19 protein-coding genes are annotated in these 20359 nt (G+C 62.2%); 3 read left to right on the top strand and 16 right to left on the bottom strand.

Going from position 1 to position 20359, the window contains the following annotated elements:
• From MJD61_19780 to MJD61_19715, 14 genes are all read right to left on the bottom strand, one after another.
• A partial coding sequence (locus tag MJD61_19780) for a cytochrome C oxidase subunit IV family protein (protein ID MCG8557504.1) occupies positions 1 to 377 on the bottom strand: 377 nt, incomplete at its 3' end.
• Between the two features lie 24 nt (positions 378 to 401).
• Positions 402 to 983 (bottom strand): cytochrome c oxidase subunit 3, encoded by a 582-nt coding sequence (locus tag MJD61_19775; GenBank protein MCG8557503.1) that lies wholly within the window; start codon positions 981 to 983, stop codon positions 402 to 404.
• A gap of 115 nt (positions 984 to 1098) precedes the next feature.
• Positions 1099 to 2787, bottom strand: coding sequence for a cbb3-type cytochrome c oxidase subunit I (locus MJD61_19770; GenBank protein MCG8557502.1), 1689 nt, complete (start codon positions 2785 to 2787; stop codon positions 1099 to 1101).
• Positions 2788 to 2881: 94 nt separating this feature from the next.
• Positions 2882 to 3571 carry a cytochrome C oxidase subunit II gene (locus tag MJD61_19765; protein ID MCG8557501.1) on the bottom strand — a complete coding sequence of 230 codons (690 nt, stop codon included), beginning with the start codon at positions 3569 to 3571 and terminating at the stop codon, positions 2882 to 2884.
• A 126-nt stretch (positions 3572 to 3697) separates the two neighbouring features.
• Positions 3698 to 4294: a cytochrome c gene (locus MJD61_19760; protein MCG8557500.1), complete on the bottom strand. Its 597-nt coding sequence runs from the start codon at positions 4292 to 4294 to the stop codon at positions 3698 to 3700.
• 397 nt (positions 4295 to 4691) lie between these two features.
• The gene (locus MJD61_19755) at positions 4692 to 5291 is read right to left on the bottom strand and encodes a cytochrome c (protein ID MCG8557499.1); all 600 of its coding nucleotides are present in this window, start codon (positions 5289 to 5291) and stop codon (positions 4692 to 4694) included.
• A gap of 27 nt (positions 5292 to 5318) precedes the next feature.
• Complete coding sequence (locus MJD61_19750) at positions 5319 to 5753, bottom strand: hypothetical protein (GenBank protein ID MCG8557498.1); 435 nt, start codon at positions 5751 to 5753, stop codon at positions 5319 to 5321.
• A 22-nt stretch (positions 5754 to 5775) separates the two neighbouring features.
• Positions 5776 to 7098: a hypothetical protein gene (locus MJD61_19745; GenBank protein ID MCG8557497.1), complete on the bottom strand. Its 1323-nt coding sequence runs from the start codon at positions 7096 to 7098 to the stop codon at positions 5776 to 5778.
• Positions 7099 to 7113: 15 nt separating this feature from the next.
• Positions 7114 to 7785 carry a cytochrome c gene (locus tag MJD61_19740; protein MCG8557496.1) on the bottom strand — a complete coding sequence of 224 codons (672 nt, stop codon included), beginning with the start codon at positions 7783 to 7785 and terminating at the stop codon, positions 7114 to 7116.
• Between the two features lie 128 nt (positions 7786 to 7913).
• Entirely contained in the window at positions 7914 to 8477 is a 564-nt protein-coding gene (locus tag MJD61_19735) for a DUF3341 domain-containing protein (protein MCG8557495.1), read from the bottom strand.
• A 17-nt stretch (positions 8478 to 8494) separates the two neighbouring features.
• Positions 8495 to 9907 (bottom strand): polysulfide reductase NrfD, encoded by a 1413-nt coding sequence (nrfD, locus tag MJD61_19730; protein MCG8557494.1) that lies wholly within the window; start codon positions 9905 to 9907, stop codon positions 8495 to 8497.
• Positions 9904 to 12948, bottom strand: coding sequence for a 4Fe-4S dicluster domain-containing protein (locus tag MJD61_19725; protein MCG8557493.1), 3045 nt, complete (start codon positions 12946 to 12948; stop codon positions 9904 to 9906). Before MJD61_19725 ends, nrfD begins: the two co-directional genes overlap by 4 nt.
• Positions 12945 to 13571, bottom strand: a complete 627-nt coding sequence (locus MJD61_19720) for a cytochrome c family protein (GenBank protein MCG8557492.1) — start codon at positions 13569 to 13571, stop codon at positions 12945 to 12947. The genes MJD61_19725 and MJD61_19720 overlap by 4 nt, the downstream gene beginning before the upstream one ends.
• Positions 13572 to 13909: 338 nt before the next feature.
• Positions 13910 to 14566 carry an O-methyltransferase gene (locus MJD61_19715; protein ID MCG8557491.1) on the bottom strand — a complete coding sequence of 219 codons (657 nt, stop codon included), beginning with the start codon at positions 14564 to 14566 and terminating at the stop codon, positions 13910 to 13912.
• A gap of 319 nt (positions 14567 to 14885) precedes the next feature.
• Here MJD61_19715 and MJD61_19710 point away from each other — a divergent pair, with 319 nt between their 5' ends.
• The 3 genes from MJD61_19710 (at position 14886) to xth (ending at position 18902) form a co-directional block, all read left to right on the top strand.
• Positions 14886 to 16775 (top strand): protein kinase, encoded by a 1890-nt coding sequence (locus MJD61_19710; GenBank protein ID MCG8557490.1) that lies wholly within the window; start codon positions 14886 to 14888, stop codon positions 16773 to 16775.
• Between the two features lie 72 nt (positions 16776 to 16847).
• Positions 16848 to 18125 (top strand): adenylosuccinate synthase, encoded by a 1278-nt coding sequence (locus MJD61_19705; protein MCG8557489.1) that lies wholly within the window; start codon positions 16848 to 16850, stop codon positions 18123 to 18125.
• 6 nt (positions 18126 to 18131) lie between these two features.
• Complete coding sequence (gene xth, locus MJD61_19700) at positions 18132 to 18902, top strand: exodeoxyribonuclease III (protein ID MCG8557488.1); 771 nt, start codon at positions 18132 to 18134, stop codon at positions 18900 to 18902.
• A gap of 11 nt (positions 18903 to 18913) precedes the next feature.
• Here the strand turns inward: xth and MJD61_19695 are convergent, their stop codons facing one another.
• Positions 18914 to 19558 (bottom strand): polysaccharide export protein, encoded by a 645-nt coding sequence (locus MJD61_19695; GenBank protein MCG8557487.1) that lies wholly within the window; start codon positions 19556 to 19558, stop codon positions 18914 to 18916.
• A 213-nt stretch (positions 19559 to 19771) separates the two neighbouring features.
• Positions 19772 to 20353, bottom strand: coding sequence for a hypothetical protein (locus MJD61_19690; GenBank protein MCG8557486.1), 582 nt, complete (start codon positions 20351 to 20353; stop codon positions 19772 to 19774).
• Positions 20354 to 20359 lie beyond the last annotated feature (6 nt).

Genomic DNA, 20359 nt, shown 5'->3' with positions numbered 1-20359 from the left:
TCGCCGCCCTCTCCGTGACCGGCACCTAGCGCGCGCTGAACTTCCTTCTCGGCGGCCACGTTTTGCCACAGGCGCCCTTGATGCTGCATGATGTCGGGCGAAGTACCTGCATAGAACAGAAACATGAACGCGATCGTCGTGCACAACAGGTACACGATGTATTTCTTCTCGATCGCTAGATGCATGAAGTTCCTTGCCACCAGGTAGGCCTTCACCACCGCAATGCCAAACGCCGTGGCTAGGGTCAGCAGCTTGATGCCAAACATCGGTCCCACGATGCTGACGATGAGCAACGCCAGCAAGACAGCCCAGATCTTCACATAGTAGGCCGCACCGTGCTCATCATGGGTCTCCGCATGTGATTCTACTTGCGTCATATCGAGCCTATTTCACGCTAGCCACTATTTTGCAATGTAGAGAAGGGGGAACAGGAAAATCCAAACAATGTCGACGAAGTGCCAATAATTCCCGATCAGCTCGACGCGATGCAGCTCTTCGTTCTTTCTGGCATCGAACGAAACGAAGGCCAGACAGACCATTCCAGCGATCACATGCAACGCGTGCAGGCCCGCGGCGGTGTAGTAGAAGCCCCAAAAGGCATTTGCGGTGATCGTGTATCCAGCCTGGATCTCCGCGGTCCATTCAAATGCCTTGACAACGATGAAGGTGGCGCCGCCCCCGATCGTATACCACAGGTACACGAAGGCCTTTTGGCCGTTCTTGCGCTGGGCTTCGTGGTGGGCAAGCACCGCCGACAGGCTTGAAGTCAACAGCACGAAGGTGTTGAAGCCCCCGAGCCACGTGTTCGTGTGCGCAGCATAGTCCCCGAACTCCGGGTGTCCGAGGCGGTGCATGATGTAGGAGGCGAGCAGCCCGCCGAAGATCACGATCTCGGACGCGATCACCCACCACACACCCAAACGGCCGGTGGGAATGCCGCTGGCGCTGCGCAAGTTAGCCATCGGTCGAACTGCTGCGCTCATGGTTTATCTTTCCTCATGAACCAATTCCGCTGGGACCACGTTCGTATACGGCTCAATGCGCGTTGCCAAGTCCCTGTCGCTCCAAGTCCCTGTCGCTCCAAGAGCTGGGAAGGCACTAGGCAGGCGCAGCTGCTGGTTTGACACGCTCCTCATGTCCTTCGGGAGGCTCGTTCTGCGGCCAGTAATCGTCCTCCCGGCCTTCGGGGCTGTATTCGTATGGCCCGCGGTAGCAATTCGGGAACTCACCGTGGCGCCAGTTTCCGTGTCCGGGTGGTGACTCGGTAGTCCACTCGAGGGTATTGGCCTTCCAAGGATTCTTGCCGGCAGGCTTGCCCTTGAACATGCTCCAGACCCAGTTGAAGAAGAACACTCCCTGAGCCAAGAGCATGATGATCAACGCAGTGGTGGCGAATTCACGAATGGCTTGGTACTCGGGCAAAGCCAGCTCGGGGAAGTGCTCATAGCTATAGATGCGACGGTGTTGGCCCGCTAGACCCAAGAAGAACAGGGGAAAGAAGATGGCATTATAACAGGTAATGCTGACCCAGAAGTGAATCTTGCCCAGGGCCTCGTTCATCATGCGTCCGAACATCTTCGGGAACCAGTAAGTGAAACCGGCGAAGGTTCCGATGATCGCAATGGGATAAAACGTGTAGTGGAAGTGGGCCAGGACGAAGTAGTTGTCGTGGAAATAGATATCTGCGCCGCTCGCACCCAAGAAGATCCCTGTAATGCCACCGATGATGAACTCGGCCCAAAAGGACAGAGCCCACAGCATCGGTGTCGTAAGTTGGATCTTTCCGCCGTACAGCGAGGCAATGACCGCGAAGGTCATTTCGGCGAGCGGCACCGAGATCAGCACCGTCGTGACGGTGAAGATGTTCGCCATGCGCGGGTCGATGCCGGACACGAACTGGTGGTGCGCCCAGACAAAGAAGCTCAGCACCCCCGTCGCGATCGCCGTGTACAGGATCGTCTTGTAGCCGAAGAGCTTCTTGCGGGAGAAGGTGGGGATGATATCCAAGCTGATCCCCACCGCAGGCAGCAGCACTACGTACACCTCGGGATGCCCAAAAAACCAAAACAAATGCTGCCACAGCACGGGGTCGCCACCGGTTGCCGGGTCGTAGAAACCCGTGCCAACCGTTTGGTCGAACACGAGCATGACCGCGCCCGCAATCAGCGGTCCCACCGACGCCATGAACAAGATGCTGGCGATCACGATCATCCAGACGACCATGGGCATATCGAACATGCGCAGGCCGGGGGCGCGTGCGTTCATTGCCGTCGTCACGAAATTGATACCGCCCAGAAGGAAAGCCACGAATTCCAGCCCCACCGCGATCACCCAAAGGGTGGAGCCCAAAGGCGTCAGGTTGTAGTGCGCCTTGGCCGAAAGCGGTGGATAGGCCGTCCAGGCACCGCCGAAGCCACCCCCCTCCACCAAGAAGGATGCGATCAGCACGACCGCACTAAGGAAGAAGACCTGAAACGAGAGGCGGTTGATGCGGGGAAACACCATATCGTCGGCGCCGAGCATCAACGGAATGCAGAGGTTTCCGAAGGCCGCGATTAGTACCGGCATCGCGACCCAGAAGATCATGATCGTGCCGTGGTTTGTGACCAGGGCGTTGTACTCCGCCGGTGAGACTTGCCCCCAAAAAGGCACGTCCGAGCCCGGCCAGGCGAGCTGCATGCGGAACACGTAGGCCATGAAAGCGCCGATAAGGCCCATGGCCATGCCCGTTAACATGTACTGGAAACAGATGATCTTATGGTCGGTCGACAGCAGATACTTGGACACGAAGCCTTGCGGCTCGTGGTGCTCCTCGTGATGCGCTTCCTGCTCGACGGACTCCTTCGAGGGCTGTTCGTATGCCATCGCGACTCCTCAGGCGCTAGCGGGTGTCCAAAGCTGCGTAAGCGGTTTTGGTGCGGGAAGCCATCCATTTCGCGTGCTGTGCCGGAGTTCCGATAACCACGCGAGCCGGCATCAGTCCATGACCGATCCCGCACATTTCCTTGCACTGAATGTCGTAGGTCCCAGTCTTGATCGGCTTGAACCAGCCGGTGATCACCCGGCCGGGGATCGCGTCTTGCGTCAAGCGAAATACCGGCACGGAGAAACTGTGCATGACGTCCCGGGCGACGAGCTTGTAGTGGTAGGTCTTGTTCACCTCGAGCCGGAGCTCGTCGACGGTACGGATGTCATCCGGAGTGTCCAGTTTACCATCCGGCCCTGGATGCTCGAAGCTCCACGCCCACTGCTGTGCGATCACGCGTACCGTTCGATCGGGCTCTGGCAACGTCTGCTTGACGTTCACCCAGACTTGAATGGCGACAACAAGGATATAGACGTCGCATACGAGCACCAGCAGGTGCGGGATCGAAATCCATCGGGTCTGGTGCTTTTCCTCGCCTGAGATGTACTGACCGCGCTGGCCCTTGTCTCGAAAGAAAATGATGAAACCAATGAAAACCACCATGCACAGGGTACCCCAAAACCCCGTCAGCCAAGTGATGACGTCGATCGCAAAGTCGATGTCCGCAGCATAGGACGAAGCCTGATCAAGGTACTGTTGAACCATAGCGAACGACCTCCGAAGGGTACGAGGCGCACAAAGCTGACCGCTGAGCGCCGGTGCGGGCACGGATCGCGAACCCGCACCCCACAGCAGCCGGGTCACACACTGGCTGTTTCATCCTGGCTGTGCTCACTGCAGGCTCATCACATAGGCGACCACGTTGCGCATCGCCTGCTCGTCGGCAAGGACCTTGGCCATGGGCGCCATTTGCGCACCCGTGATATCGCGTGGATCGGAGCCACGCACGCCCTCCTTGAATTTCTTCAATTGGGCCAGCAGATACCAGTCGCTCGCCCGGTTGATGGGCGGCGATTTCAGGAGCGGGTTGCCCGCTCCCTTGGGTCCATGGCACGCGGTGCAGGGGGTGTAAAGGGCCTGACCAGCCTGCTTGTCACCCCCGGTTAGCAGGGGGGCCGGCTTGGCTGCCGGCATCTTGGCCACCAAGGCGGCGATCGCCTTGATATCCGCCTCCGTATCAATTTCGATTGCCATCGGTCGCATGCGCATACCAGACACATCGTCGGGGTGGGTGCCCCGGGCCCCGCTCTTGAACTTCGTGAGTTGGCCTTCGACGTACCAGTCCGGCAGCCCCGCGATCGCCGGAGCCTGAAACTCTCTTCTTCCAAGCCCGTCCGCACCATGGCACTGGGTGCACAGCTCGAACCACTGCTCGGCGCTTGCGGTGGCTCCCTCGGCTTTCTCACCGCTGCTGCACCCAGCTGCCATTACAGCGGCCAGAGCCGCCGGGATTATGGTAGTTCGCATCTTGGTGATCTCGGCTCGTCTGGTGACACCAGCTAGAGACGTAAAGAAAACTCGCTGCACACGACGTGAAGCCTGCCCCGCTGGCAAGACACGCGGCACGCACCTACTGCTAAGCCTAGAGCAATACATCAACAACAAGAGGGCGGCGCTCGATTCGCCGGCCTAACGCCAGTCGTCTTTGGAACCGACGCGATATCAGCATAGTTTGTCACCACGGGCAAGACCTGATCCACGGCTTCAGCCCGAAGCAAGCGCGGTAGTGGCTCGGCAGGTGGGCCGCCGCTGATATTCCGAATCCAATGGAAAAATGAAATGGAGTTAAGGTCACGATCCCGAATTCCCGAACGCCGGCCGACACCTACTCCCCTGGCGGCGAGGCAGTCTTGGATCGCAACGCGTCGAGCTCCCGGGCGGTCCAAGGATCCACGCGCGCTTCCAGCTCGGAGCGTATCGCTGCGACCTGCGAGGCCTCCACCGCCGGCGCTGCGTTTCCAAAGGACGAACGCACGAAGGTCAACACCGTTGCGATCTGATCGTCATCGAGACCCGGAGGAGGAGGCATCACCGCGTTGAACTTTTGTCCTCCCACGTCGATCTCGCCCTGCAGGCCCTTGAGGACGATTCTGATCGGAGTTTCGGGGTCCTGCGTGACCCAGTCGGAGCCCGCGACAGGAGGAAAGGCACCCGGCACGCCCTTGCCGTTCGCTTGATGGCACACCTGACACACGGTGACGTAGACCTGCTCACCCGGGCTGGCGGGCTCCGCCGGCGCGAGGGCCTGCTCCTGGCCTGGAGCCAGCACGCGGACTTGCGTGCGTGTGTAACCCGCCAGCGTATCCTCCGCGGACGGCACCCAAGGGAGGCCCGAGCTGACAACGAGGCCCGCGAAGATGAACGCCCCCATCACCATCCCGATGGTTGCAGGCACCACCACAGAACCGGAACCCGAATTGCTCATGCGTTGACCTCCTGCGTCACCTCAGGATCAGTGGCCTGGGTGCCGACCGTGCACATCCGCCTGCCCCGCCGCCGGCGCAGAGCTCGCGGAGGTGGCTTGTCCCGGTGCCGCTCGCTCCGGCGCTGCAGGCCCCATGTCGGGAAATGCCGTAACCGGCCTGAAGCTCGGAGAGCGGATCCACCCGGAAAGAGCGGAGAGGTCGTTCGAAGGCTTGGGCGCCACCATTGGAAACGCCGAGCGCCCCTTGTTCGCGAACTCCTTCGCAACGGCTTCTACTCCGGCGAGCTGCTGCGCCTCCAGAGCCCGCACTTCGGCCAGCGCCGGGTGCACCGGGGCTTCGTTCCAGCCTGAGCGCCACCGGTGGTCCACCATGCTGCTGTAGAAGAAGTACAGCGTGAACAAGCCCACCACGGTGACCACCGTAGCACCCAGGTAGATCAGCATTTGATCTCTACCAGACATATCGCCTCTGCTCGATACTACCTCAAGCGTTCACGAACTGCTCCGCCCGGATTCGACGTGGATCTTTGATCGGGATCAGGTTGTGGCGAAGCATCTCTCGAAACACCACGGCGAAATACACTCCCAGCACTCCCAAAACACATGCCAGGTCCAACCACACCATGCTGAGCTCGAGCTCGGGCCCCCCAAAGAACGGCAAGACGATGTAGTAACCCTCTACGATGTGCATCACCAAGATCCAGGACGCACCAAAGCCGAGGACAGGCAGATTCCGCTTTATGTTGCGAGACAGAATGAGAAAGAACGGCATGATGAAATGCAAAACCACCAGGCTCATGCTCACCCAGCGCCAAGTGGGATTGTCCCAACGGAGATGAAAGAAAACCGTTTCCTCTGGAATCGCGGAATACCAAATAAGGAAGAACTCACTGAACGAAATATAGCCCCAAAACACCAAGAAACCGAACTGGAGTTTTCCTAGATCATGATAGTGCTCGACGTGTACCGTATTGCCCAGGAGTCCCGCATTGCGCAGCGACAGCGTGATGACGATGATGAGGGCGTGAATGATCACGATCGAGCTTGCAAACATGTGCACGCCCCACATGGTTGAATACCAATTGGGTATGAGCGACATGAACCAGTCGAAAGCCGCGAAGGTCATGCTGAAAGCCAGTATGATCGTCGCAAGCGGTGCAAAGCGCTGGAGCTTCGCAGTCAGTTGTGGGTCGCCGGATTCATCTTGCTGCGTAGAGCGCCGGAACAACGTTCCCGCAATCCAGAACCAGATCCCGAAATACAGAATGGCTCGCACTGCAAAGAACGGGGTGTTCAGGTAGGCGTGCTTCTTGGCCATGATCGCGTGATGCGCCAGATGCTCCGGGTCGTGGTGCTCGCCACCATGGCTCGGCGCGGCGGCGTGTCCCTCCGAGCCTGGGTGCACGTCCTCAGGCGCTGCGTGCTCTTGAGCGTGCGCGACACCGTGTTCCTTGTCGAGCTCCAACCAAGGATACAACGTGTCCATCGATGCGGCTACCGGCAGGAAAAGTACGATGAGCACGGGGACGCCACGCGTAAGAAACTCGGCTGTCCGCCTGACGGTCACGCTCCATCCCGCTCCCGTCAGGTGCTGAATCAGCACGAAGAACATCGAGCCAAAGGCCACCGTCAACGCCAGCCAGAACGCGAACAGGTACGAAAACGCGAAACGCTCTGGATCGACGCCGTAGCCAACGCCCGCGACAACCAAGCCGAAAGCACCGATCGCAGCGGCCACCTTCCAAGCGCTGGCCCAAAAACCAGCCTCCGGAATGCGAAAGCTCGTTTGGTTCTTGACGTCGCTCACTGGTTTGCCTTCGTGTTACCTGGCCGCCTGGCTGACCTGCAGGACCCGGACATAGGAGACGATGGCCCATCGGTCGTCGACCGGAATCTGTGTTCCATAGGCGGGCATGTTTCGGATCCCGTTGGTGATGGTGCTGAAGAGCTGACCGTCCGGCATGTGGCGGATGCGATCATTGTGAAACGTAGGCGGGGGAGGCATGCCTGCGTTGCGCTGCACGACCGTTCCCTTTCCGCTGCCCGAGCCATCGTGACACGGCCCGCAGTAGATGTTGAAGCGATCGCCTCCCCGGCGCATCAGGTCTTCCAGGCCCCCTGCCCGCTCCACCACGACATCCGGTATCGCGAGGGCGTAGCCGCCGTCGCGAGCCGAAAGCCCCGTGCGTACGGCTTCGTTTGGCTCCGCTTCGCGTGGCACCGTGTGAGCGACCTCCGGTCTCATGGTGCGACCGTCGCCGAAGAACTCGCTGGCCTGCTGCGCGTCGTAGCGTTGTTGATCATGCATGTTGCGGATCGGGACCAAGGGCGCCTGATCCGCGGTCCAGCCCCTGCAGCCCGCCACGGCTATGATCGGGGCCAAGAAGCAGGCCGTTGCGAGCTCTTTTCCGAGGCGAAGCCGAGGTCCAAGGGCCCGTCCCAGAACAACTCGATCGGCTGCGGTCGTGCAGGGCGGCGCGCTCGCGGCTTTCATCCTCGCAAAAATCCTCGCAATAGCGCTGCCATTGCTGCGGTTCTTCCTCCGGGCGCGCCGGCGAATCGCATCCACGCTGCGCGGCCGGTCTCGACCAGCTATTCTTGGACGGACCCTAAGCGCAACCCTCACCGGTCCTCCTCATGTACAAGCTCCACGTAGTCGGGCCTCAGCGACTCCATGAAGGCCTTGGTATGCCCCGCATCGAACTGCCGATCGGCCGCCTCGATGGAAATGAAGAACTTGTCGTTCGAGCACTGATCGAAACGCTCCGAATAAAAAACGGGATGGTGATGCCGGGGCAGCTTGTTCAGGTGAAGCATGCCGAGCAACGATCCGAATGCCGACAGCAACACCGTCAGCTCGAAGAGGATGGGCACCATGCTCGGAATGGCGTCGGCTGGCTTACCGCCTATGATGAGCGGGTAGTCGATCCCATTCATCCAGTACATCATCGAGAAGGCCGCCGTCACTCCCGTGAGGCCGAAGCACAAGACGATCCAGCCGAGCCTGGAGTCGCCCAAACCCATGGCCGCGTCCATCCCATGTACCGGGTAGGGCGTGTGGACATCCCACTTCTGATAGCCCTGGTCTCGCACCCTTTCAGCGGCGTGCAGGCAAGCTTCCGGTTGGCTGAACTCAGCTAGGCACAGGGCAACCGGCTTCGCTCCCATCTCGCTAATCTGGTCCATAGCCATCGCCCAGCCTCCTATGCAAGCGCCGGCTTGGTTTCGGCGTATGCCTGGTCGTCCTCTCGATGGTGATGGGGATGGGCCTCGGGCAGCACTCCCTTGACCTCGCTCATAGCCACCATGGGTATCCAGCGAATGAAGAGCATGAAACAGGTGAAGAAGAGTCCCAGCGAGCCCACGAAGCAACCGACGTCCACGATGGTCGGGCTGAAGTACCCCCACGACGAGGGCAAGTAGTCCCGATGCAGGGATGTCACGATAATCACGAAGCGCTCAAACCACATTCCGATGTTGATAATAAACGAGATTGCGAACATCCAAGGAATGCTGGTGCGTACGCGCCTGAACCAGAACAGCTGAGGCGAAATAACGTTGCAGCTGACCATGCACCAGTACGCCCACCAATAGGGGCCGGTTGCGCGATTTAGAAAAGCATAAAGCTCATACTCGTTGCCCGAATACCAGGCGATGAAGAACTCCATCGAATACGCATAGCCTACCAGGCTGCCGGTCACGAGCATGATCTTGTTCATCAGCTCGAGATGCTTCATCGTGATGATGTCCTGCAGCCCATAGGCCGTGCGTGCGATAATCGCCAGGGTCATCACCATAGCGAATCCGGAAAAAACAGCTCCGGCCACGAAATAGGGCGGGAAAATAGTCGTGTGCCAGCCGGGTATGACCGAGGTGGCGAAATCGAAGCTGACCACCGAGTGCACCGAGAGCACCAGCGGTGTAGAGAAGGCGGCGAGGATGAGATAGCCGCGCTCGTAGTTGCGCCAATGGCGATTCGAGCCACGCCAGCCCAGGGCAAACAGGCCATACCAGAAGCGGCGGCTTGCAGTCTTGGCACGATCACGGATCGTGGCCAGGTCCGGTATCAGACCCACGTACCAGAAAATCAGCGAGACCGTGAAGTACGTGCTTACCGCGAACACGTCCCAGAGCAGAGGGCTCTTGAAATTGGGCCATATGCCCATCTGGTTCGGTATTGGCAGCGGATAGTAGATGAACCAGGGCCGGCCGACATGGATGGTCGGGAAAAGCAACGCACATATCACAGCGAAGATCGTCATCGCCTCGGCGAAACGATTGATGGACGTGCGCCACTTCTGCCGGAAGAGAAACAGAATCGCAGATATCAGCGTGCCTGCGTGTCCGATTCCAATCCACCACACGAAGTTGGTGATATCCCAGGCCCAGCCTGCAGGGCTGTTGTTACCCCAGGCTCCAATACCTTCCCAAAAGAGGTAGGCGAGCGAAACGAAGAGGACGCCCAGAAAGAACACGGCCACAGCGAAGCAGGCCCACCAGCCGAGCGGTGCGCGGTCTTCGATCGGACGACTGATGGATTCGGACACGCTGCCAAACGTGATCCGTTCTGGCAGAAGCGGTGTCTCTCCTATCTCCGCTATGGGGCGAAAGCTCATCCGTGCGTCTCCGGCTTGGCAGAAGCGGTCCCTGTACCCATGTTGGGGTTTGGGTTGCGAATCTTCGCGAGGTAGGTCGTACGCGGACGCGTGCCGATGTCTGCGAGCAGCTTGTAGCGCCGGTCGACTTGGTCCAGTGCCGCGAGTTGACCTCCAGGCAGATTCCGGTCCCCGAATACGATTGCCTCGGCAGGGCAAGCCTGCTGGCAGGCGGTTCGAATCTCCCCTTCAGCAATTGTACGATGTTCGCGCTTGGCGCGAATGGTTACGTCTTGAATACGTTGTACACAATAGCTGCACTTCTCTACGACACCCCGAAAACGTACGGTCACGTTTGGGTTCTTCTGCATCCTCTCGGTTTCCGGAATCGCCAAATTGTAATTGCGGAAATTGAAGCGACGCACCTTGTAGGGGCAATTGTTCATGCAGTAGCGGGTGCCAATGCACCGATTGTACGCGATGTCGTTGAGACCGCTGGGAGTGTGGGACGTTGCATTGACGGGGCAAACGTTCTCGCATGGCGCCTCCTCGCAGTGCTGGCATGCCAGCGGCTGGAACGCCACCTCGGGGTCGTGCTCGTCACCGACGTAGTAGCGATCGATGCGCAGCCAGGACATTTCCCGGCCGCGCGCTACATCGTCCTTGCCCACGACGGGAATGTTGTTTTCCGCCTGACATGCCATCACACAGGCTGCGCAGCCGACGCAGCGCGTAAGGTCGATATTCATGGCCCACTGGTTGCCCTTGGAATAGTCGACCGTGGGCCATAGGGGGGCCACGCTCGGGATGGGACTCTCGTACTGCGGGAAATTCGGCTTGTCCTTGTAGGCCTCGAGCGTGCCGTCGATGACAACCGGACGCCCCTCCATGGAATCGTGCTCTTGCGTTTGCGCGATCGCATGCATGCGGCCGCTGACCTTGAGTCGAACGCCATCCGTGAAGTGCGGAGCAGTGGACGTACGAAGGGGATACACGTCGAAGCCCGTGCCGTTGCCGAAGCGGCCCGCGTGCGAGCGGCCCCACCCGAGCGGCAGCGTGATGCTGTTGTTTGCGTGACCCGGCACGATCCAGGCAGCGATCTCGATAACGCGATCGCCCTGCGACAGCTGGATGACGGCACCGTTGCGGACCCCGAGCTCTGCGGCCGTAGCGGGTGACAACGTGGCCGCGTTGTCCCACGTGATGCGGGTGATGGGGTCAGGAAGCTCCTGCAACCAGGCGTTGTTGGCAAAGCGGCCATCGAGCATTCGACTGTCGGCAGCGAACACGACCTCCAGGTTGTCCCTGGACGGCGGCTTCCTTGCCGGCAGCTGCTGCAAGGCCAACGCGGTGTCCGCGCCTCTCGGCACGAGCCGCAACGGCGCCGTGGCGCTGTTTGCCACCAGGCCGCGGTGCAGCGTGCGAAACCAAGCGCTCTCGCCGCCCAGGCCACGATCGCTCAGCGTGGCGCGAACCGCTGAGTATCCGTCGGTCGCCGCAGCGCCGGCAAGGCCCGCCAACAGCTCGATGTTGCTGCGCCCACCATGCAGCGGTGCAATGAGTGGTTGCTGCACGCTGTAGGTTCCGTCGCTCGCACGTTGATCGCCCCAGGCTTCGAGCTCATGGGTTCTGGGCATGTGCCAAGTACAGCGCATCGAGGTCTCGTTGCGCCACCCGCACAGGTGAGCACTCGCAGGCACTTTCGCCAGCTTGCCGGCGAACTCCAGATCGGCTGGCGCGTCGTAGCAGGGATTGCCACCCAGTATGAACAAGGTCTTGACGGCACCGGCAGCCATATCCGAGGTAAGCGCAGCCAGATCCGCAAACTGCTCGGGTTCAGCCGCGTCCGTCACCGGAAAATAGCGCACCGTCTGCCCCACGTTCGACAGGCTTGCGTTCAGCACGTGGACAAGCGCGTGCACCGCCGGAGGCTGTCCTGACCCCGCAACGATCAGGCTACGGCCCCGGTGGCTCGCCAGCTCGGCCGCCACCTGCCGAATCCACTCGGCCGGGATGCCGTCCTTCGAGGCACCCGAGGCTGCGTCCGCGACCTCCCCGAGCGCGATTCCGTGCGAGGCCGCCAGCTCAGCGGCCAGCAGCTTCGCATAACGCTGCACGTCGCCGGCAGCGAGCCGGAGACGATGATCGGCGCTCGCGCCCGTGCAGCTCAGCCGCGACTCCACCACGTACAAGCGATTCAGGGAACCGTGAGCCGAGCCGATCTTGCGTCCCCGCCCGAAGCCCCGGAGCGCGGCAACCGCGCCGGCCTCGGTCGTCAGGAAGTCGCTGTCCAGCGAGAGCACGACATCGGCCTTGTCGTACGCGTAGCGTGTGGCGACCGGAGTTCCAAAAGCGATCCGGGCTCCCTCCCTGACCTGGCTCTCGTTGACCGGCGTGTACGTATGGAAGCGGGCCTTCGGCAAGCGACGCATGACGGAGTCACGCAAGCGTAAGAGTGTCGGTGAGTTGCTGGGCTCGGCCAAGATCCTGAGCCCCTCACCTGCGCTGGCCTGGGCCGCCTCGAGCTGCACCCGCACGAAAGCGTCGAAGTCGGCCACCGAGGCCGCTGCTCCATCCCGAACCGGGCTCCTCGAGCGATCCGCGTCATAGAGCTGCAAGATCGAAGCCTGCGCCCACAGGTCGGTGGCACCCGCCGTGCCTGGATGCTCGGGGTTGCCTTCCACTTTGGTGGGCCTGCCTTCGTGGCTGCGCACGATGAGGCCCAGCGCTTCGCCCCGCCGCTCGGTGACGGTGGCGTAGCTCCGGGGCACCCCCGGCACCGCATACTCGGGCGAGCGCGAATACGGCAAGATTTTCTCGACCGGGCGGCGAATACAGCCCTCGGCCGCCAGCGCGGAGATGGCTCCGGTCAGGGTCAGGAAGCCCCGTCGATTGACGCGCAGCAACTCGGCCGCGTCGATCGCGGCTTTGGGAGCGTCGGATTGCCCTTCCGCATCCGTCGCCGGGCGTGGATTGGATTTCTGATCCAGGCTGCTCCAAAAAACACGGCGCGCCACGCCGGTTGAGTTCGGTGTTTCGGCGTTCGGCGGTTCAGCGCTCATCGGTGACACCCCGAGCAGTGGGTTGGCGGGTCTACTGTCGCGGCCGCGATCGGCTCGGAGCTCTGTGGCTTCCAGGTCATGTTCGTGACCTCGTGACGGGGACGCAGATTCGGAGCTGGATCGCGATGGCAATCCAGGCACCAACTCATACTGATCGGTCGCTCCTGGACGACGATCTCCATCTGATCGATGCGACCGTGGCAAGAGACGCAACCGACCGATGCAGCCACATGCACACTATGATCGAAGAAAACGTGGTCTGGCAGCTTGTGGACCCGGACCCACTGGATCGGTAGATCCGATTCCCAGCTCTCGCGTACCACCGCAAGTTTCTCGGAGTCGGCCCGCACCAGCGCGTGGCAGCCCATGCAGGTTTGGGTCGCCGGAATCATGGCTTCGTGAGAACGCTCGACGTTCGCGTGGCAATAGCGGCAGTCGATCCCCAGCTCACCGGCATGCAGTTTGTGACTGTACTGAACGGGCTGCCGGGGGGCGTGGCCAACCTGCAGATTCCAAGGCGAGAAGAAGTACCAAAAGACAAAGGTAATCCCGCCACCAGCTGCTACGGCACCCAGACCCAGCACGAGCGGCAACAAGTTGGCAGCACGGGGAAAAATCTGCATCGATTCGCCGTCCTGAGCTCGGAAGCGCGGGTTCCAACGTCAGACCCGCATGGTCGCTGCAACGCCACGCCAGCACTTGCAAGGCTGTGAATGGGAACCTGCCAGCGCGCAACTGTGGCCGACTCTTGGCGGCTTTATCCGCCGATCCGGGGTAGTGCGTCAAGCGTGTTCGGGCTGTCCGGGCCAGCCCGCCGCCTTTTTTTGGTATTGCGGCGTGAGTCGTCCAGGTTTTGCGCGATGCCCCGTGCGCGCCCGCGGCATCCCACGCTCCAGGTCAGGTTCCATACCATGGGAGGGGCTGCAGGCGCCGGCTGTGTCCGGCCTTCATGGTTGGCCTTTCAGCGCTTCAGGCCCAGGAGCATGCCGTCCGGAGTCGGAACGCAGACGGTGTCGAAGTTGCGTGCGGCCTCTTCGTGAAAGCGGCGCATGGCCGCCGCGCCCGGCGTGTCCGCAAGCAGCTCTCCGAAGTAGTAGACGTTGTCGGCGATCAGCAGCCCGCCGGATCGCAGGTTGGCCGAGGCCCAGCGTCCATAATCCGGATAGGCTTCCTTGTCCGCATCGATCAAGACCGCATCAAAGGGCCCCGCGCGCGCAGCTAGCCCAGGCAGGGTCTCCAGCGCTGGTCCCAACACCACGTCGACCTTGGCACCCATGCCTGCCTCTTGCAGGTTTTCGCGTGCGATTCGCGCATGCCGGGGATCCGACTCCAGCGTCCACAGCCTGCCCTCGTCGGGTAGCGCCCGGGCGATGTGCAGCGCGGAGTAACCCGCAAGGGTGCCGATCTCCACCACCCGAGGGCCACGCAGGAGGCGTATCAACAAGCCCACCATGGCAGCTTCGGACTTGCCAAGCTGGATCGCAGGGATTGCGTGCAGCTCCGGAGCCTCGAACGCGCGATCCAGCTCGCTTTCGCTCGTGCAGTGGACGCGCTCTACATAGCGCAACAGCTCGCGGTCGGCATAACGCCGGCCCGACCTGGAGTCTGGGTCCGCCATGGGCACGCTCGTGATAACTCAAGCGCCAGTCAGGTGCCAGCCCAGGCTCGGGCGCGCTGCCGGGATGCCGCAGGACGAGACATACGTTCACCTGGAACGCCGATCGGTTTGAACCGGTCCGAACGAGTCGTAGCAGCGCTGCACTGCATTGAGAGCGAGCACCACATTGGGAGCGAGCACTGCATTGAGAGCGAGGAGACACCCTCTTCTTGGCGTCGCGGGATTCTCGGGCGATGATGAGGGTCTGTTGCCGAGTGCGTTTGTGACTCGCCCCACCCGTCCCACGTCAGCCCGCAGCCGGTCATCCAAACGTGCACGCATGGGGCCGTACACGCTCCTTGAACGGGTGGCCGTGCGCGGTCGCTGCGAGCTTTTTCGTGCGGTCCGGGATGGCGAGGGCCACGGCCAGACGGTGGTATTGAGCAGGCTGCTGCTGGCCTCGGCCGCAGAAGAGCGTGCGCGGGAGCAGTTCGCGCGGGAAGCGCAGCTGGCGGCCGGGCTGAGGCACCCCAATCTCATGCGTGTGCTCGATCATGGACTGCAAGGCGACCTGCCGTATGTGGTGCTGGAGGCCATGGACGGGCTCGATCTAGAGCGGTTGAACCGATGCCTGCGGGCGCAAGGTCGCCGGCTTTCGCTCCAGGCTGCGCTGTGGATCGGTGGACAGCTGCTGCTCGCCATTCAGGCCGTGCGAAAGAAGGCTGGCGGTCAACGCCGGAGCCCCGCGTTGGCTCACCATGGTATCCGACCTTGGAACGTGCTGATTGGCCTGGATGGCAGTGCGAAGCTCGGGATTTCGGGATTGCGTGACGACCTGGACGCTGTGCAGCCTGGCGCGCATCCGGCCAACGTGGCAAGCGAGCTCGCGTACCTGGCGCCTGAGGAGATCCTGCACGAGCATCCTCCGCGTGGTGAACAGGCAGAGGTGTTCTCTGCGGCGGCGGTGCTTGCGGAGCTGCTCCTGGGACGGTCTTTGTTCGAAGCCGCAGACGACCTGGGTGTATTGCTGGCGGTGCGCGACGCCAGCCTGGATCCGCTGGGCGACGAAGCAACCGGATGGCCGGAAGGTCTCCATGATGTGCTCGGCAGGGCGCTGGCCCGAGATCCGCGCGAGCGAACCGGCACGGCTCAGCACCTGGCGCAGGAGCTTGCGCCGTTCACGATGTGCAGCGATGAAGCGCGCGCCGAATTGGTGCGAGTAGCGGGCGAGGCCTACCAGGCAGCCGACTCCGAGGCCCCAAGGCCAGCGCCAGCGTCGCCGGGATCGGGCCAGAGCGAGCGGCAACGGCTCAGCGACTACCAGGTCTGCGCCAAGGGTGGGCAGCTGCAGGGTGGGCTCTCCCAGATCGTCGCTGCCGTCAGGACGGGGGCCGTTGACGGCGGCGATAGAGTCAGCGTCGACGGCGAGGCCTTTCGCAGAGTAGAAGAGGTGGACGAGCTGGCACGGCATCTGCCCTCGTCGACACAGCTTCGAGGCGCCCCTTTCGAGCCGCTAGCGGAACATTCCATTGCGGACGAAGGAATCCCCCGCGTGTTCGCTTGGAACGCGATCCAGGGGTCGGACGGGCTGTTGCTCTGCGAGCTGGGCAGCGTTCGCAAAGAGGTTTACTTCAGGGCTGGGGCACCGCAATTCGTCACGTCCAATCTCTCGAGCGAGCTGTTTGGGGAGTACCTGGTAACGCGGAAGGTGATCAGCCGAGCCGAGCTCGATATGGCCCTGGCAGTCTTGCCGCGCTACCACGGTCATCTGGGAGACACACTGGTCGCGCTTGGGCTTCTGGATCCGCTCGAGGTGTTTCGGCATATCGCCAGGCAGGTTCGCGCCAAGCTTCTCGATCTCTTCGCTTGGACGGGGGGCAGTGCGACCTTCTATCCCGACGTGGCTCCACCGGCGAGCGCGTTTCCGCTGGGTGTGGACCCCTGGGACGCGTTGAACGACGGCTTGGAGCATCGCCTGAGCCACGGGCTGCCCCATCCCCTGATCGAAGGCTCTGAGAATCAACGCGAGCTGGTGCGTATCGAACCCGTCCGTGCACAGCTGCTGGCGGCGAAGCTGCCACAAGACGTCCGGCTGCTGCTCACGTTGCTGGAGAAGCCGACCCGTGTTGGGACGATCCGCGAGATTCTTGCCGATCCAACCGGCCGCGACGCCACGAGGCCCCTGAGAGCCATCTGGCTGCTTTGCTGCCTGGACGCCGTCCGCTGGTAGTAGTAGGACGCGGGTCGTCGCTGGTCGCGAAAGTCTCGGGAGCGAACACACAGTCCCGATTGGAGCAAGCGCATGTCGGTGGTCGTGATCACAGGCGCCCAGTGGGGTGACGAGGGCAAGGGGAAGGTCGTCGACATTTACTCGCGTTTCGTCGATCAGGTTGTTCGCTTCGGGGGTGGTGCGAACGCGGGTCACACGCTGGTCGTATCCGGTCGCAAGCGGGTGTTTCACCTGCTGCCTTCCGGGGCGTTGCGGGAAAACGTGGACTGCGTGCTGGGGCGCGGAATGGTCATCGACCCTGAGGTGCTGGTCGAGGAGCTCGCCGAGCTCGAACGTGCAGTCCCGCTCCAACCCTCCGGGCTGCTTGTCTCCGAGCGGGCGCACCTCGTCCTGCCGCAGCATCTATTGGTTGACGAGCTCCGGGAGCGTGGCAGCGGAGGCATCGGAACCACCAAGCGCGGCATTGGTCCTGCCTACGAGGACAAGGTAGGCCGCCGAGGCGTCCGGGTGGGTGACCTGCTGAACCCGGGGCGCTTCAGACAGAAACTCTGCGACAACCTCAAAGGGTGGCAACACACCATCGAACGCCTGGGTGGAACGCAACCCAGCATCGAGCCCATGCTCGAGCGCTACCTGGCCTACGCGCCACGCCTGTCGTCATTCGTTGGTGACGATTCGCGTCGAGTTCACGAGGCTATGAGGGCTGGCAAGCACGTCTTGCTGGAAGGAGCACAGGGTACGCTGTTGGACATCGACAGCGGCACCTATCCCTTTGTAACCAGTTCCTGTACGACCGCCGCCGGCGCGTGCAGCGGTAGCGGGCTGGGGCCAACCGCGCTGGATCACGTCGTCGGGATATCAAAGGCGTACACGACGCGTGTCGGTCTCGGGCCCTTTCCCACGGAGCTCGCCGGCGAGCTGGGGGAGCGTTTTCGGCAGGTTGGTGAGGAGTTTGGGGCCACGACCGGGCGGCCGCGGCGCTGCGGATGGCTCGACCTGCCCGCGCTTCGCTACGCCGTTCAGTTGAACGGCATGACCGCGCTCGCGTTGACCAAGCTCGACGTCCTGACCGGGCTCGAGGAGATTCAGGTCTGCAAAGCGCACGAGCTCGCAGGAGCAGCAACGGAAGGTCTCCCTTACGACGGTCTGGATGAGCTGCGACCGCTTTACGAAACACTGCCGGGCTGGAGTGAGCCGCTGCAGGAGTGCACAAGCTTCGGGGACCTGCCGGCCGCGGCGCGGTACTATGTGGAGTACGTGGAGCGGAGCGTCGGTTGCCCCGTATGGCTCGTGAGCGTGGGTCCGGACAGGGAGCAAACCATCAGCCGCCACAACCCGTTCGCCGCGTGAGCGACCATGAAGGTCGCCACCTGGAACGTCAACTCGGTGCGCGCGCGACTGGAGCGCCTGACCCGATGGCTCCGTTCCGAGCAACCGGACTTCGCCTGCCTGCAGGAGCTCAAGGTCAGCGAGGACCGCTTCCCGCACCTCGAGCTCAAGGAATTGGGCTACCACTGCGCGGTTCACGCTCAGAAGAGCTACAACGGGGTTGCGATCTTGAGTCGCGCCAGCCCCAAAGAGGTGAAGCTTGGATTCGATGATGGTGTGGACGATCCGCAGGCACGGATCGTTTGCGCCAAGTTCGATGAGCTCGACGTGATGTCGCTCTACGTGCCCAACGGATCACACGTCGACGCTCCCGCGTTTGAGTACAAGCTAGCGTGGCTTGCACGGCTTAGGCGCTTTCTGACCCGACGTTTCTCTCCCTCGGCCCGCCTGCTTGTCTGCGGTGACTTCAACATCGCTCCAGATACCCGCGACGTGGCACGCCCCGAGCAGTGGGACCATTCGGTGTTGTGTGCGCCGCAGGTGCGCGACGAGTTCGCCCAGCTCCAACGCTGGGGACTCGTGGATACGCTGCGCAAGCATCATGCCGAGCCAGGCCTGTTTTCCTGGTGGGATTACCGCATGCTTGGTTTCGCCAAGAACAACGGCCTGCGCATCGATCACATCCTGGCCACGCCCCCGGCCGCGCAGCACTGCAGCAAAGCTTGGATCGACCGCGATCAACGCAAGGGCAAGCGACCGTCGGATCACGCGCCGGTATGGGCCGAATTCGATCTCTAGCGGTGAAAGGTCTAGAAGAGCCTCTCCGGCACCTGGATAGTGTCGCCCGCCTGGACTGGGAAATCGTCCACACGGCCTTCGGCGACCTGAGCGGCCGGTACCCTGATACGGCGCCGCTCACCACCCACTCTCCGAATGACGAGGGTCCCGTTGCGGTTGGCGAGCGGGGTAAAGCCGCCAGCGAGGCTGATAGCCTGGACCACCGTGAGGCCTGACGTTAGGGGAAAGGTCCCGGCACGGTTGACGGCGCCCATTACAGTCACGCGCTTGGATGCGTACTCTTGCACCAACACGGACACTTGAGGGTGCTTTAGGAAGTGTCCCGCTCTCAACTTCGCCGAGAGCATATCAGCGACCTCGGTCGGTTCTCGGCCCCGCACCTGCACGCGTCCTACAAGGGGGAAGTCGATGCTTCCGTCACTGGCCACCTGGTGGGTGCCGGACAGGGCCTCTTCCCCGTACACCCGTACGTCGAAGACATCGCCTGACCCCAGCGCGGTCTCGCTGGCTTCCACCGGAGGAACCACCACCGGAGCACGGGCAGACGAGCCACAACCCGACAAGGCAAGCGTGATCAGCCAGACCACCCTAGGGAGTGTCTTCAAAACACTCCCGTCGATCCCGAGGCCCTCGAAATCGTGGGGTCTAGCCCGCATCGGTCACCAGCCTCCGGCCGCCGCATCGATTCGGAACCGCGTGGCCGATCCGCCCCCGCAAGCGGCCGCGGCCCCGTCTCGCCATCCTCAACATAGTGTCTTTCATGCCTCCGGTGGCTCGACTCCGGATCGACCACTATCGCAGACGCATCGACCGATCGAGCACGAAGTCGGCGAGCAACGCCTTCGAGGGTCGGTCCAAGGCCTTGGGAGCTACATGAACGGGCTGGCAGGCTGCGGCAAGAACGGCACCTGAACCGTCGGGCTGGCCGGTGCGGCTGTGCTTTCTCCGCTTGGGGTCGCAGGATCCACCACGGTCGTGACCTGGGTCGTTCCGGTCTCGAACAAATCCTCGCCGACGCACTGGTTGGCCTCTTGCTCCAGCGTGGTGAACTTCTGGCCCAGCACCGTGACCACGGTGTACTCGTGATTGCGGCGCGCATCGTCGTTGAGCTTCACGGCATCCCGCAGCGATTCGAGCCGGCGTTCAGTGGCTCGCATGCCCGCGTTGATCTGATTCAGCTTGTCGTTCAGGCACGTAACTCGAATGATGTCACGCTCGCGCCGTGCCTCGTCGAGCATCGAGGCGACTCGACGAGCTATGCGATCGGCCCGCTGCAACAAGCGCCCCGCCTCTTTGACTTGCTCCGCGCCGCTGAGCGAGGCTCGCTGACGCACGTCAAGCTCGCGCTGCTCATTTGCGCTCCCTTCGGTCCCGCCGGCCTGTGCAAGCACGCCGGTCGTCAGAGCGAAGGCCGCTAGCAGCACGCTACCACTCAGACGTTTCCCAGTCATTGCGCC

The sequence above is a fragment of the Pseudomonadota bacterium genome, assembly GCA_022361155.1.
Taxonomy (GTDB): Bacteria; Myxococcota_A; Polyangia; order Polyangiales; family JAKSBK01; genus JAKSBK01.
This window is presented reverse-complemented; position numbering and strand designations above follow the sequence as displayed.